The organism is Enterovirga aerilata (assembly GCF_013044135.1).
GTDB lineage: Bacteria > Pseudomonadota > Alphaproteobacteria > Rhizobiales > Beijerinckiaceae > Enterovirga > Enterovirga aerilata.
This window is the reverse complement of record NZ_JABEPP010000004.1, coordinates 139,409-152,881: the sequence shown is the minus strand read 5'-3', so window position 1 is coordinate 152,881 and position 13,473 is coordinate 139,409. Positions and strand designations below refer to the sequence as shown.

Genomic DNA, 13,473 nt, shown 5'->3' with positions numbered 1-13,473 from the left:
CGAAGACGTGCCCCGGCCTAGGTCCGGTTCGTGGCGGAAACATGCCCCGGCGGCCTCGCCGGAGGCAAGCGCCCGGCTTTCGACACGCCCGGGATGTCCCTAGGCTGCAGCGGGCGCGAGACCATCAAGGAGCACGATGATCAAGGCGATCCGCGGCCGACTCCTCTGGTACGCGTCGGACCCGGAGCAGGACGGCGCCGCCGCACGGCGCTACCATGAGGACGGGCTGCTCGTCGTTGCGGACGGCGTGATCCGGGCGGCGGGCGACGCTGCCGACCTTCTCCGGACCTTGCCCCAGGACACTCCGATCGCCGACCACCGGCCCCATCTCGTCGTGCCGGGCTTCATCGACGCGCATATCCACTACCCGCAGACCCAGGTCGTCGCCTCCTACGGGGCGACGCTGCTGGACTGGCTCGAGCGCTACACCTTCGTGGAGGAGCAGCGTTTCGCCGATGCCGGGCACGCGGCGGAAGCGGCGCGGTTCTTCCTGGACGAGCTGCTCCGGAACGGGACGACGACCGCCTGCGTGTACTGCACCGTCCATCCGGGTTCGGCCGAGGCATTCTTCGCCGAATCCGAGCGGCGCGGCACCCGCATGCTGGCGGGCAAGCTCATGATGGACCGGGGCGCGCCGCCGGCCCTCCTCGACACGGCCGAGAGCGGCTACCGCGACACGCGCGCGCTCATCGAGCGCTGGCACGGCCGGGGCCGGCAGCTCTACGTCATCTCGCCGCGCTTCGCGCTCACCTCCAGCGAGGCGCAGCTCGAGGCCGCCGGCCGGCTCGCCCGCGAGCACCCGGGCTGTCTCGTCCAGACCCACATCTCCGAGAACCTGCGCGAGATTGAGGCCGTCGCGGCGCTCTATCCGGCCGACCGGCTCTACGCCGCGATCTATGACCGCTTCGGCCTGCTCGGGCCGCGTTCTCTCCTCGGCCACTGCCTCCATCTGGCCGAGGAGGAGTTCGGCCTCATCCATGCGCGGGGCGCGGTGGCGGTGTTCTGCCCGACCTCCAACACGTTCCTGGGCAGCGGGCTGTTCGACTGGGGCCGGATGCGCGACCCGCGCCACCCGATCCGAATCGCGGTCGCGACCGATATCGGCGGCGGCACGAGCTATTCGATGCTCGCCACGATGGGCGAGGCCTACAAGGTGCTGCACCTTCAGGGCCAGAGCCTTTCGCCCGACGCCGCCTTCCACGCGATGACGCGCGGCAACGCGGTCGCGCTCGGCCTGGAGGACCTGGTGGGGTCCTTCGGGCCCGGCCACGAAGGTGACGCCGTCGTGCTCGATTCGGCCGCGACCCCGGCCATGGCGCGGCGCCGCGTGCGCATCCGCACGATCGAGGAGGAGCTCTTCCTGCTCACCACGATGGGCGACGACCGCTCCGTCGTGGCCACCTATGTCGCGGGCGAGCTGGCGCATCGGAGGGCGGCGCCGTAGCTCCGGCGGTCTCGTCGAAGCGGCTGTCCGTTGTGCCCCCTGCCGAAAACTTGGTCCCGCTCTGCCCGCCGCGGCGGCCATGGCGGCATCGAGACCCGTTGTCCGAAAACGACGTTTGGAATATATCCCCGGCCCTAAACCGCCTCCCAGCGGCTTCAACTCAGAGGGGCTGATGGTGAAGTCGATTGAGCTGCAGGGCTACCGGCCGCAAGAGACGGAGCCCTTCATGAACGAGCGGCAGCGGGAATATTTCCGCCGCAAGCTGGCCCAGTGGAAACTCGACATCCTGCGCGAGTCGCAGGAGACCCTCTCTGCGCTCCAGAGCGAGAACCCGAATCACCCGGATCTCGCCGACCGGGCGTCCTCGGAGGCCGATCGGGCGATCGAGCTCCGGGCGCGCGATAGGCAGCGCAAGCTCATCGCCAAGATCGACGCCGCGATTTCTCGGATCGAGGACGGAACCTACGGCTATTGCGAGGAAACGGGCGAACCGATCTCGCTGAGGCGCCTCGAGGCGCGGCCGATCGCGACGCTCTCCATCGAGGCGCAGGAGCGCCACGAGCGCAACGAGCGCGTCTACCGGGACGACTGACCGTCCCGCCCCGTCGTCTCCGCCGTCGTGCGGTGGGCGACGCGATCAAGGCAGCCGGCCCCGATCGCGGGGCAGGGACTTCAGCCATGCGCCTGACGCCGGTGTGGCCGACCGCAGGCAGGCTTTTGTCCGCATCGCGGCATCTCTAGCCCTCGGAACGCGTTGAAACCGGACGATCTCTGCCCGGGATCGGCCTCGCGTTCGGAGATGGGCATGACAAGTGTGGCGCAGGCGGGAATGGCGGAGGCGCATGCCGCCCCCCACGATCACGACACCCGCGACCGGATCCGTGCCATCGTCGGCAGTTCCTCCGGCAATCTCGTCGAGTGGTTCGACTTCTACGCCTACGCCTTTACGGCGCTGTACTTCTCCTCGTCCTTCTTCGGCTTCGTCGCACAGAGCGACCAAACCACGCAGCTTCTCTATTCCGCGGCCGTCTTCGCGATCGGCTTCCTGATGCGGCCGGTCGGCGGCTGGCTCTTCGGCTGGATCGCCGACCGCTACGGCCGCAAGACCTCCATGATGATCTCGGTCCTGATGATGTGCGCAGGCTCGCTCGCGATCGGCTGCCTGCCCACCTACGCGACCATCGGCATCGCGGCGCCGATCCTGCTGCTGCTCTTCCGCATGCTGCAGGGGCTTTCGGTCGGGGGCGAGTACGGCACCGCGGCGACCTATATGAGCGAGGTCGCGGTGCCGGGACGGCGCGGCTTCTTCGGCTCCTTCCAGTACGTCACACTCATCGGCGGCCAGCTCCTCGCATCGCTCGTCATCGTGCTGCTCGAACTCTTCCTGTCCGAGGCGGAGATGCGGGCCTGGGGCTGGCGCGTGCCGTTCTTCATCGGGGCGGGCGCGGCCGTGATCGCCTTCTACCTGCGCCGCTCGCTGACCGAGACCACGTCGGAGACGACCCGCGCCCGCAAGGAGGCCGGCTCGCTCGCGGCCGTCTTCCGGCAGCATCCGGGCGCCTTCCTGACGGTCATCGGCTACACGGCAGGCGGCTCGCTCATCTTCTACACCTTCACGACGTATATGCAGAAATACCTCGTGAACACGGCGCATATGCCGAAGGAGACGGCGAATGTCGTCATGACGGCCGTCCTGTTCACCTATATGTGCCTGCAGCCCCCCTTCGGGGCGCTCTCCGACCGCATCGGCCGCAAGAACTCCATGCTGCTGTTCGGGGGGCTCGCGACGCTCTGCACCGTGCCGCTGCTGCACGCGATCGGCAGCGTGCAGAGCCCGATCATGGCCTACTTCCTGATCACGGCGGCGCTCGCAATCGTGTCCTTCTACACCTCGATCAGCGGGCTCGTGAAAGCCGAGATGTTCCCGGCCGAGGTGCGCGCGCTCGGGGTGGGCCTCTCCTACGCCCTCGCCAATGCCATCTTCGGCGGCTCGGCCGAGGCGGTGGCCCTCAAGTTCAAGGAGATGGGCTACGAGACCTGGTTCTTCTGGTACGTGACCGGCATGTGCGCGATCTCCTTCGCGACCGCGGTATTCGGCCTCCAGAAGCACCCGACCTATCTGCGCGGGCACGAGATCCACTGATCTCCCGCCCCGGGACCTGGCCCGCCCGCCTCTTGCCCCCGGGCCCGCCCGCCGCGATGGTGGCGTGCGAAGGGGGGAGACCGTGACCGAGCATTTCGACGCGCGCGAGAGCAGGAGCCCGGAGGAGCGGGAGGCCGAGCTGTTCGGCCGTCTCCCCGAGGTGATCGCCGCCGCGATGCGGGCGCCGGCCTATGCGGAGCGTCTCGCCGGGATCGACCCGCCGCAGGTGACGGACCGGGCCGCGCTGGCGCGCCTCCCCGTGCTGCGCAAATCCGAGCTGCCGGCCCTGCACAAGGCGAAGCCGCCCTTCGGTGGGTTCGTCGCCGGCCCCCCCTCCGGCTTCGCGCGGCTCTACACCTCGCCCGGCCCGATCTTCGAGCCGGAGCCCGAGGGGCATGATGCCTGGCACTCGGCCCGGGCGCTGTTCGCGGCCGGGTTCAGGCCGGGCGACATCGTGCTGAACACCTTCAGCTACCACCTCGTCCCGGCCGGCATGATCATGGATTCGGCCGCGCGCGCCATCGGCTGCGCGGTCATCCCGGCCGGGCCGGGAAACACCGAGACGCAGATCGAGCTGATGGCCGCCTATGCGCCCTCCGCCTATTGCGGCACGCCCGACTTCCTGAAGATCCTGCTCGACGCCGCCGGCAAGGCCGGGATACGGCCCTCGATCCGCAAGGCGCTCGTCTCCGGCGCGGCCTTCCCGAAATCGCTGCAGGACGAGGTCGCGGCGCGGGGCGTCGAGGCCTACCAGGCCTATGCGACGGCCGATCTCGGCACGATCGCGTACGAGACGCAGGCACGTTCGGGCCTCGTGCTGAACGAGGACATCATCGTCGAGCTCGTCCGCCCCGGCACCGGCGATCCGGTGCCGGAGGGCGATGTCGGCGAGATCGTCGTCACATCGCTCGATCCGCGCCATCCCTGGATCAGGCTCGCGGTCGGAGACCTCACGGCCTTCCTGCCCGGGCCGAGCCCCTGCGGGCGCACCAACCGCCGCATCAAGGGCTGGATGGGCCGGGCCGACCAGACCGCGAAGGTGAAGGGCATGTTCGTGCGGCCCGAGCAGATCGCCGAGGTCGGACGGCGGCATCCCGAGCTCGGCCGGCTCCGGCTCGTCGTGACCCGCGAGATGGAGGCCGACCGCATGGTCCTGCGCGCCGAAGCACCGGCGCAGGACCCCGCCCTCGCCGAGGCCGTCTCCGGCACGCTGCAGGCCGTGACGAAGCTCAAGGGGACGGTCGAGCTGGTGGCGCCCGGCGCGCTGCCGAACGACGGCAAGGTGATCGCGGACGAGCGGCCGGTCGCCTGACGGCGCAAGGGCGCGCTTGCGCGCACGCAGCTTGCCAAAGGGATGCGCCTGCGACCTGATCGGCGCCCTCCGCAAGGGAGAACCCGATGCCGGATGCCCTGAAGCCGATCCACTCGCCCGAGCGTCCGATCGATCCCGGCGCGCGCATCGGGCATGTCCACCTGAAGGTAGCCGATCTCGACCGGGCGCTCGGCTTCTATTGCGGCGTGCTCGGCTTCGAGCTGATCCAGCGCTACGGGACGCAGGCCGCCTTCCTGTCGGCCGGCGGCTACCACCACCATATCGGGCTGAACACCTGGGAGAGCCTGGGCGGCGCGCCGCCCCCACCCGGCTCGACGGGCCTCTTCCACACGGCGATCCTCTACCCGACCAGGGCGGCGCTGGCCGACGCGCTGCGGCGCGTTCTCGCGGCGGGCATCCCGCTCGACGGCGCCTCGGATCACGGCGTGAGCGAGGCGCTCTACCTGCGCGACCCGGACCAGAACGGGGTGGAGCTCTACTGGGACCGCCCGCGCGAGCGCTGGCCTGTCGATGCGGACGGCAGGCTCGCCATGTTCACGCGCAGGCTCGACCTCGACGACCTGCTGCGCGCCGCCTCCCTTACCGCGCCTCCTTCGTGAGCAGCCAGTCCTCCACGGCGATGGCATCGAGGCCGGTCGTGTAGAACATGAGGATCGCGTCCTCCGCCGTGTGCAGGATCGGCTTCCCCATCACGTTGAAGCTCGTGTTGAGCAGGATCGGCACGCCGGTCCGCTCGGCGAAGGCGCGGATCAGGGCGGCGTAGAGCGGGTTGCGCTCGGCCGTGACGGATTGGAGGCGCCCCGTCCCGTCCGCATGCACGACGGCCGGCACCCGGTCGCGGACATCTTCGCGCCAGACGAGCGTCCGCTCCATGTAGGGGCTGTCCTGATAGCCCTCGAACCAGTCGGGCCCGTGCTCGGCGAGGATCGAGGGCGCGAAAGGCCGGAAGGCCTCGCGGTACTTCACCTTCGCATTGAGCACCTCCTTCGCATCGGCAGGGCGCGGGTCGGCCAGGATGGAACGGTTTCCGAGCGCGCGCGGGCCGAACTCGGCCCGGCCCTGGACCCAGCCGACGAGCTTCCCCTCCGCCAGGATTTCGGCGGCGGCCTGCACCACCCCCTCGGGCCCGAGCCGCCTCAGGCGCGGCTCCCAGGCCGTCATGCGCTCCAGCGGCTCCGTCGACACGGGCGAGCCGAGATAAGGTGTCATCGGCCCTGGGGCGGGCCGCCAACCGGGCTCGTCCTGCCGGAGTGCCAGCCAGGCCGCCCCGATCGCGTTGCCGTCATCGGCCGGCGCCGAGGGTACGTGGAGGCGGGCGAAGCCGTGCTGGCCGGCGATCTTGCCGTTGAACGAGGAGTTCAGCGCGCAGCCGCCGGCCAGGACGAGGTTCTCCGAGCCGGACAGCGCCCGCGCCTCGGCCAGATAGGCGGCCATCATCTCCTCGAAGGCATCCTGGCCGCAGCGGGCGAGGTCGGCCCACCCCTCGGTAGACGCCTCCGGCGGGCGGCGTCGCAGAAGCTCGGCCGCGACGGCGCGGATCGTCCCCTCGTCGGCGAAGCTGAGGCGGCTTCCCTCGACCCGGTAGAGCCGCCCGAGAAGTCCGGCCAGCTCCGGATCGCGGCGGCCATAGGGCGCAAGCCCCATGATCTTCCATTCCTCGCCGGCCGCCTGGTCGAAGCCGGCGAGGTCCGTCACGAGGCCGAAGAAGAAGCCGACAGAACCGCGGCCGCGGTAGCGCTTCAGCTCGCCGAGGCGCCCGTCTTCATAGGCGAAGAGCGCGGCCGCGCCGGTCTCGCCCATGCCGTCCACCACGAGGCAGGCCGCATCCCCGAACGGGGACGAGCCGCAGGCATAGGCCGCGTGGGTGAGGTGGTGGCCGTAGCGCCGGATCCCGCCGAAGCACCTCCCGCCTCCCGCCCGATCGAGGCCGAGCAGCGTGCCGAGCCCGGCCCTGCGCTGCTGGAGGTGGAGAGAGGCGACGAGCGCCCGCTCGGACCTTTCGGGGACGAAGGAGCGGTTCAGCTCCGGCGAGAGCGCGGCCAGGGCCGCGAGGTCGAAGGCGCCGCTCCGCGCCGAGCCGTCCAGGAAGGCGGAGAACTCTTCTCCCCAGGAGGTCGCGACGACCACCTCGGCGCCCTCGGGCACGTATCGCCGGATGAGCGCCGCCATGCGCGGCGCCAGGTCCGGCTCGCAGTTGGGCGCGCGCTTGTACTGCAGGTAACGTTCGGCCGCTTCGGCGAAGAGCACCTCGCCGTCCGGCGCGACGATCGCCAGCGCCGGATCGTGGAAGGTGCTCGCGAGCCCGATATAGTAGCGCAAGGCGGGTCCTTGTTGGCCCGTGCGGCTTAGCAATCCTGTCCGCCGCTGTCAGCCGATGTCGGCTCTCTCGGCTCTCTCGGCTTTATCGGCTGACGCCTTGCGCAGGTCCGGATCTGCCCGACATTCACCGGGTAGCGCCATGACCGATACCTCGCTCTACGAGACCGACATCGTCGCCTGGGCGGACCGCCAGGTCGAGGAACTGCGCCGCCTAGCCGAGGCCGGTATCGCCAACAGCGTCGACTGGGCCAACGTGATCGAGGAGATCGAAAGCGTAGGGCGGAGCGAGTGGGGCGGCGTGCGGTCGCAACTGGTTCATGCCCTCGCACACATCATCAAGGGCGCCTGCGATCCGGACTCGCTGTCCAGCGAAGCGTGGGCGGGAGAGGTGAAGGTCGCTCTGGCCGAAGCCCGAGAGGATTACCGAAGCTCCATGCGGCCGCATCTGGGGATGGACACGATCTGGCGCCGAGCCTTCGCCAGGGCAACGGCCGCATTGGAGGTTCACCACGTAGCCGTTCCGCCGCGGATCCCCGCAACGAGCCCGTTCACGCTCGACGAGGTCCTCGACCCCTCCTTTGATTACGAGCGCGGACGCCGTAGATTAAGGGCCATCATCCTGGCCCAGGATTCCGGAGAGACGCCTTGACCGACGCACACAGCCAGATCGACAACGAGGTGAAGTCGAACGACGTGGTCCTGTTCATGAAGGGCACGCCGCAATTCCCGCAATGCGGGTTCTCGGGCCAGGTGGTTCAGATCCTGAACTATCTCGGCGTGCCTTATAAGGGCATCAACGTCCTGGAGGACCCGGCGCTGCGCGACGGCATCAAGGCCTATTCCAACTGGCCGACCATTCCGCAGCTCTACGTGAAGGGCGAGTTCATCGGCGGCTGCGACATCACACGCGAGATGTTCCAGGCCGGCGAGCTGCAGCAGCTCTTCGCCGAGAAGGGCATCCAGGCGAAAAGCGCCGCATAGGGCGGCGCGGCCCCGTCACTCAGCGGCCTCGCTGCGGAGCGGTTCGGGCTCGAACTGCAGGGCGGCGAGCCTCGAATAGAGGCCGCCCTTCCGCACGAGTTCGTCGTGCGTCCCCTCCTCCACGATGCGGCCGGCCTCCATCACGAGGATGCGGTCCGCTCCGCGGACCGTTGCAAGCCGGTGGGCGATCACGAGCGTGGTCCGGCCGCGCATCAGCCGGTCGAGCGCCTGCTGCACGGCGCGCTCGCTCTCCGCATCGAGCGCCGAGGTGGCCTCGTCGAGCAGGAGGATCGGCGCATCCTTCAGGATCGCCCGCGCGATCGCCACGCGCTGGCGCTGGCCGCCGGAGAGGGTGACGCCCCGCTCGCCGACCGGCGTGTCGTAGCCCTGCGGCAGCGCCTCGACGAACTCCGCCGCCGAGGCGAGCGCCGCGGCGCGGCGCACATCCGCCTCGCTCGCCTCCGGCCGGCCGTAGCGGATGTTCTCGGCCACGGTTCCCATGAAGATGACCGGGTCCTGCGGGACCAGCGCGATGCGGCGGCGCAGCTCGGCCGGGTCGAGCTCGCGCAGGTCGTGGCCGTCGATCAGCACGCGCCCGGCCTGCGGGTCGTAGAAGCGCAGGAGCAGCTGGAAGACGGTCGACTTGCCGGCGCCGGAGGGCCCGACGAGCGCGACGCGCTCGCCCGCCTCGACGCGGAGGCTGACCCCCTGAAGCGACTGCGAGTCACGGGTCGGATAGGAGAAGCGGACGTCCTCCAGCGCGATCGTGCCGGCGTCGCGCCCCGTCATCGGCACGGGCGAGGGAGGGGCCGTGATCGCGGGCCGTGCCGCGAGGATCTCGCCGAGGCGCTCCGCCGCGCCCGCCGCGGCCGAGAGCTCGCCATAGACCTCCGAGAGCTGCCCGAGCGCGCTCGCCGCGAAGACCGCGTAGAGGACGAATTGCGAGAGGCGGCCGGAGCTCATGCGGCCGGCGAGCACGTCCTGAGCGCCCCACCACAGGATGCCGACGATCGAGGCAGAGACGAGGAAGATCACCGCGCCCGTGAGCCAGGCGCGGGCGGCGCTCGAGGCGCGGGCGGCCTGATAGGCCTCCTCGGCCGCTGCGGCGAAGCGCTGCGAGGTCGCCTGCTCCATGCCGAAGGCCTGCATGGTGCGTACGGCGCCCACCGCCTCGGCCGCATAGGCGGAGGCGTCGGCCAATCGATCCTGCGCGGCGCGCGAGCGGCGCTGCACGGCCCGGCCGGAGAAGACGAGCGGCAGGACCACGAGCGGGATCGCCGCGATCACGAGCCCCGACAGCTTGGGGCTCGTGATGACCATCATGCCGAGGGCGCCCAGGAACAGGAGCGTGTTCCGGAGCGCCATCGAGACCGAGACCCCGAAGGCGGATTTCACCTGGGTGGCATCGGCCGTGAGGCGCGAGACGATCTCGCCGGATTTCGCCTGGTCGAAGAAGGCGGGATCGAGCTCGGTCAGCCTGCGGAACACGGCGGCGCGCAGATCCGCCACGATGCGCTCGCCGAGCGTCACGACCGTGTAGAACCGGGCGGCGCTCGCCACGGCGATCGTGGCCACCACGGCGATCATCACGCCGAAATAGGCGTCGATCAGCCCGCCGTCCTGGTGGGAGAAGCCGTGGTCGATCACGCGCCGCGCCGCGACCGGAAGCGCCAGCGTCGCGGCGGACGCGACCGTGAGCGCGACGAGGGCGGCGAGGATGCGCCCCTTGTAGCGGAGCGCGAAGGGGATCAGCGGCTTCAGCGAACGGAGGGAGGGGCGTTGGCCGTCGCCGTCCCGCGAGCCGCCGTCCCCGCGCCTCGATCGTCTCATCCCCGCCATGCCGCCCCGATCACGATGCGCAGCCTCCCGCGTTGCGAAGCAACGTCGCTTGTCCCAGATGCCCGCCTGCGTTATAGCGCGCCGATCCGAGACATGAAGATGGTCGGTTGTCGCCGCGGGCACGACGCGCAGGCGCTCCGGCGCCGCATTCAGGAGCTCCCAAGTGGCCGAGAACACCCAGCAGAACCAGAAGGCCGTTAAGGTCGAGAAGCGCGAGAAGGGCCCGACGGTCCATCCCGACTATCACTTCATCAAGGTCGTGATGACCAACGGGACCGAGTTCCGCACCCGCTCCACGATGGGCAAGGAAGGCGACACGCTGAACCTCGACATCGACCCGAACACGCATCCCGCCTGGACGGGCGGCCAGCAGCAGCTGATGGATCGCGGCGGGCGGCTGTCGCGCTTCAACTCGCGCTTCGGCAATCTCGGCCTGAAGAAGTAACCCTAGGGTCGCCGGGCGCGGCGGCCCGGCCTCGTACCGACCTGGTTGGAGGGCGCGGATCGCGAGATCCGCGCCCGTTTCGCGTTCAATGATCGTGGTGCTCCGGGGCGGCCCGGGCCCCCAGCCCGCCGACCCGGAACGTGACCGCGACCGTCCCGGCCTTCTCGAAGACGAGCGTGCCGCGGATCGTGTCGCCCTCCTTGAGCGCGGCCTTCAGGTCCATGAACATGAGGTGGAGCCCGCCGGGCTTCAGCTCGACGGTCTGACCGGGCCGGATCTCGATCCCGCCGGCGAGCTCGCGCATCTTCATCACGCCGTTCTCGGTCGACATCTCGTGCACCTCGCCGCGCCCGGCGATCTCGGCAGAGGCGCCGACGAGCCGGTCCGGCTCCGTCCCGGTATTGGTGACCCGCAGATAGCCGCCTGCGACCTTGGCGCCGCCGGGCGTCGCGCGGGTCCATGGCGACTCGATCACGAGCGCGCCCGCCCGGAGGACCGTACCATGCGAAGCGGCACCCTGGGCCGGAGCGGCCGGTGCGGCGGCCTGGACGATCCGCACGGCGGGGGCGGGGCTCTTCAGGGCATGCTGGTCCCCGCCGGGAGCCGGCACATCGACCCAGCGATGCGCGCCTGCCTCGCATTCCTGCACCACGGGGAAGCGCAGCGTCTCGCCCGGCGCGAAATCGTCCGTGATCCGGGCCACGAAGACGAACTCGTCGTAATGTTCGTCGGCCAGCGGACCGCCGGACCAGGCGATCTCCCGCACCCCCTCCGCCAGCGTCTTGCCGTGGAAGTGCGGATAGGCCTTGGGGTAGGGGCCTTTCGTCGTCGCGAGCGTCCAGCCGGGCTTCGGCATCGGCCGCGCCGCGATCACGCCGTCTGGCACGGTGACCCGGACGGCCGTGGTCGGCGAGCCGTCGCAGCCGTGGTTGATCTGGATGACGGCCCGGTAGGTCGAATTCGGCGCGGCCTCCCGGACGGCCAGGGTCGCGTGGGCGTGAGCAGCGGATGAGATTGCGGCAATGGCGGCGGCGCAGGCGGCCCCGCGAAGAAGCGAGCTGTTCATGAGATCCTCGTCTGACTGGAGCGGAAAAGGCATTCCGGTCAGGCGGGCGGGGGACCTCGGGAGCGGATGTCGCGCAACGCGCTCCGCCCGATCGCGGCGTCGCGGCCCGGCAGCCAGGACAGCGCTGCGACCAAGGGGAGGGGGGCGGGGAGGAACGCGCTTCCCGGTGCAGCGAACGGCGCGCCGCCCGGACAGGCCAGCGTGCAGCATTCGCGGTGCCCGGCATCGGGGACCGGCGCTCGCGGGGAGCCCTCCGCGGCAGGCGAGCACAAGGCGTGCTGCCCCGCCGCGGCGAAGGGCGGCGGGCTGAGCGCCGTGACGAAGCTGCCGAGGACGAGCGCGTACAGCGCCGCGACGGCGATCGCCGGGCGACGGAGGCGGGCGATCGTGAGCCACGCGCGCATGGCCCTTCTCTAGAGTCGCGGCCCTCCGGCGGTCAAACCGTACGGGCGGCCCCGGGGACCTGACGGCCGGCCCGCCGGCTATCGGACCATCAGCACCGGAGTGCCGACCCGGACGCGCTCGAAGAGGTCGACGATGTCCCGGTTGTGCATGCGGATGCAGCCGTAGGAGGCATAGGTCCCGATCGAGCCCGGCCGGTTCGTGCCGTGGATGGCGATCTCGTCCCGGTCGAGGGTGAGGGCCCGCTTGCCCATCGGATTGCGGGGGGATCCGCCCGGGATGACGTCCGGCAGGCGCGGATTCTCGCGCTTGACCTCCGCCGGCGGCGACCAGGCGGGCTCGACATATTTCCCGTCGATCCGGGCCCAGCCATACCATTGCTTGCCGGGTTTCCCGACCGCGACCGGGTAGCTGGCCACCGGCCCGCCATGCCCCATGAGGTAGAGCCGCCGCTGCGAGGTCGAGATCACGATGGTGCCGGGCTGCACGCCCGGTTCCGGATCGTAGGCGGCTTGCGCGTAGCCGCGCCCGCTCACGTAGAGCGCGAGCGCGATCAGCAGCGCAATCGCGAGGCGGCGAAGATGCCCGCCGCGCAGCGGCTCGGCATGCGGCGATGCGGCCGCGAGGGTTGCGGCCCGGCCACTCTGCTTGATGTCCATCCCGAGGTCCTTGTGCGTGAACCTTGGGCTGCAGACTGGGCGCCGAACCCTGACGAAGCGGTTGGGAAAGATGGCTGACGGCGAGTGAACGGGGCGCGAGCGACGGCTATGATTTCTGGAACGTGAAGCTTCCGCCCGAGAGGCTCAGATCACGGGTCCCAGGCCGGCGTGCGGTCGTAGATCCCTCAGTCCCGTTTCCCCATCATTTCGCCAGTCCGGACGGGTGCGGGAAGCCCGTTCTCGGCCGGGGAAAGAGGGCAGGCCCAGCGGTCGGAATAGGCGCAGGAGGGATTGTAGGCGAAGTTGAAGTCGAGGATCACGCGGCCGTTCCCGGCCTGGCCGAGATCGGCGCCCTTGATCGTGTCGAGCAGATAGCGTCCGCCGCCATAGCTTTGGCGTCCCGAGGTCGCGTCCCGGAAGGGCAGGAACACGCCCCCGCCATAGCCGCCGATCCAGTAGAGGGTCAGCTCGCCGCCGAGCGCCTCGCGCAGGCCGAGCGTCCGGGCGAAAGGCGTCAACGCGAGCGGGCCGTCATCCCTGAGCTCGACCAGGATGGCGGGCACGCCTCCCACCGGCTCCGTCCCGACCTCGAACCGCAGCGCCGGGTCGTAGGGGAAGAGCGGCAGGCCGGAGAAGGCGGCGCGCCCGGCTGCCGGCAGCGGGCTCTGCGGATGGTCCCGTAACAGGGCGTCGCGGCTGGCGCGCCACAGGCCCCAGCCGGCCCGCGGCTCCGAGCGTCGGACCTCCCCGTAGAGGTCGGCGATCCGCCGCCGCCAGTCCCAGAGGGCCAGCGTATCGGCCGGGGACGCGCAGGTCGCGGGGCCGCCGCCGTCCTCCGCCAA

The 13,473-nt window shown here is 70.5% G+C and carries 14 protein-coding genes; 8 read left to right on the top strand and 6 right to left on the bottom strand.

Annotated elements, in window-relative coordinates:
- The first annotated feature begins 136 nt into the window (after nucleotides 1–136).
- The 5 genes from guaD (at nucleotide 137) to HJG44_RS14660 (ending at nucleotide 5,519) form a co-directional block, all read left to right on the top strand.
- Entirely contained in the window at nucleotides 137–1,444 is a 1,308-nt protein-coding gene (gene guaD / locus HJG44_RS14680) for a guanine deaminase (RefSeq protein WP_171219136.1), read from the top strand.
- A gap of 172 nt (nucleotides 1,445–1,616) precedes the next feature.
- Complete coding sequence (gene dksA / locus HJG44_RS14675; RefSeq protein WP_171219135.1) at nucleotides 1,617–2,036, top strand: RNA polymerase-binding protein DksA; 420 nt, start codon at nucleotides 1,617–1,619, stop codon at nucleotides 2,034–2,036.
- A 213-nt stretch (nucleotides 2,037–2,249) separates the two neighbouring features.
- Nucleotides 2,250–3,587, top strand: coding sequence for an MFS family transporter (locus tag HJG44_RS14670; RefSeq protein ID WP_171219134.1), 1,338 nt, complete (start codon nucleotides 2,250–2,252; stop codon nucleotides 3,585–3,587).
- An 82-nt stretch (nucleotides 3,588–3,669) separates the two neighbouring features.
- Nucleotides 3,670–4,899: an AMP-binding protein gene (locus HJG44_RS14665; protein ID WP_171219133.1), complete on the top strand. Its 1,230-nt coding sequence runs from the start codon at nucleotides 3,670–3,672 to the stop codon at nucleotides 4,897–4,899.
- 86 nt (nucleotides 4,900–4,985) lie between these two features.
- Nucleotides 4,986–5,519, top strand: coding sequence for a VOC family protein (locus HJG44_RS14660; RefSeq protein ID WP_171219132.1), 534 nt, complete (start codon nucleotides 4,986–4,988; stop codon nucleotides 5,517–5,519).
- On the opposite strand, the gene HJG44_RS14655 is transcribed toward HJG44_RS14660, so the two are convergent.
- On the bottom strand, nucleotides 5,500–7,239 hold the full coding sequence (locus tag HJG44_RS14655; RefSeq protein ID WP_171219131.1) for a carbamoyltransferase family protein: 1,740 nt from the start codon (nucleotides 7,237–7,239) through the stop codon (nucleotides 5,500–5,502). The two genes, HJG44_RS14660 and HJG44_RS14655, sit on opposite strands and share 20 nt — an antisense overlap.
- 139 nt (nucleotides 7,240–7,378) lie before the next feature.
- Here HJG44_RS14655 and HJG44_RS14650 point away from each other — a divergent pair, with 139 nt between their 5' ends.
- Together HJG44_RS14650 and grxD are read left to right on the top strand one after the other, a co-directional pair.
- The gene (locus HJG44_RS14650) at nucleotides 7,379–7,888 is read left to right on the top strand and encodes a DUF29 family protein (RefSeq protein ID WP_171219130.1); all 510 of its coding nucleotides are present in this window, start codon (nucleotides 7,379–7,381) and stop codon (nucleotides 7,886–7,888) included.
- Entirely contained in the window at nucleotides 7,885–8,220 is a 336-nt protein-coding gene (gene grxD / locus HJG44_RS14645) for a Grx4 family monothiol glutaredoxin (protein ID WP_171219129.1), read from the top strand. Before HJG44_RS14650 ends, grxD begins: the two co-directional genes overlap by 4 nt.
- 15 nt (nucleotides 8,221–8,235) lie before the next feature.
- Here grxD and HJG44_RS14640 read toward each other — a convergent pair whose 3' ends face one another.
- The gene (locus tag HJG44_RS14640) at nucleotides 8,236–10,050 is read right to left on the bottom strand and encodes an ABC transporter transmembrane domain-containing protein (RefSeq protein ID WP_246736267.1); all 1,815 of its coding nucleotides are present in this window, start codon (nucleotides 10,048–10,050) and stop codon (nucleotides 8,236–8,238) included.
- Between the two features lie 172 nt (nucleotides 10,051–10,222).
- Here HJG44_RS14640 and rpmE point away from each other — a divergent pair, with 172 nt between their 5' ends.
- Complete coding sequence (rpmE, locus tag HJG44_RS14635) at nucleotides 10,223–10,504, top strand: 50S ribosomal protein L31 (RefSeq protein WP_346767172.1); 282 nt, start codon at nucleotides 10,223–10,225, stop codon at nucleotides 10,502–10,504.
- A gap of 85 nt (nucleotides 10,505–10,589) precedes the next feature.
- On the opposite strand, the gene HJG44_RS14630 is transcribed toward rpmE, so the two are convergent.
- The 4 genes from HJG44_RS14630 to HJG44_RS14615 all read right to left on the bottom strand — a co-directional run bounded on the left by HJG44_RS14630 (nucleotide 10,590) and on the right by HJG44_RS14615 (nucleotide 13,473).
- Nucleotides 10,590–11,570, bottom strand: coding sequence for a DUF1775 domain-containing protein (locus HJG44_RS14630; protein WP_171219127.1), 981 nt, complete (start codon nucleotides 11,568–11,570; stop codon nucleotides 10,590–10,592).
- A gap of 38 nt (nucleotides 11,571–11,608) precedes the next feature.
- Nucleotides 11,609–11,974 carry a hypothetical protein gene (locus tag HJG44_RS14625; RefSeq protein ID WP_171219126.1) on the bottom strand — a complete coding sequence of 122 codons (366 nt, stop codon included), beginning with the start codon at nucleotides 11,972–11,974 and terminating at the stop codon, nucleotides 11,609–11,611.
- A gap of 78 nt (nucleotides 11,975–12,052) precedes the next feature.
- Entirely contained in the window at nucleotides 12,053–12,631 is a 579-nt protein-coding gene (locus HJG44_RS14620; RefSeq protein WP_171219125.1) for a L,D-transpeptidase, read from the bottom strand.
- A gap of 185 nt (nucleotides 12,632–12,816) precedes the next feature.
- A complete protein-coding gene (locus tag HJG44_RS14615) occupies nucleotides 12,817–13,473 on the bottom strand; it encodes a DUF1684 domain-containing protein (RefSeq protein ID WP_171219124.1) in 657 nt (218 codons plus the stop codon).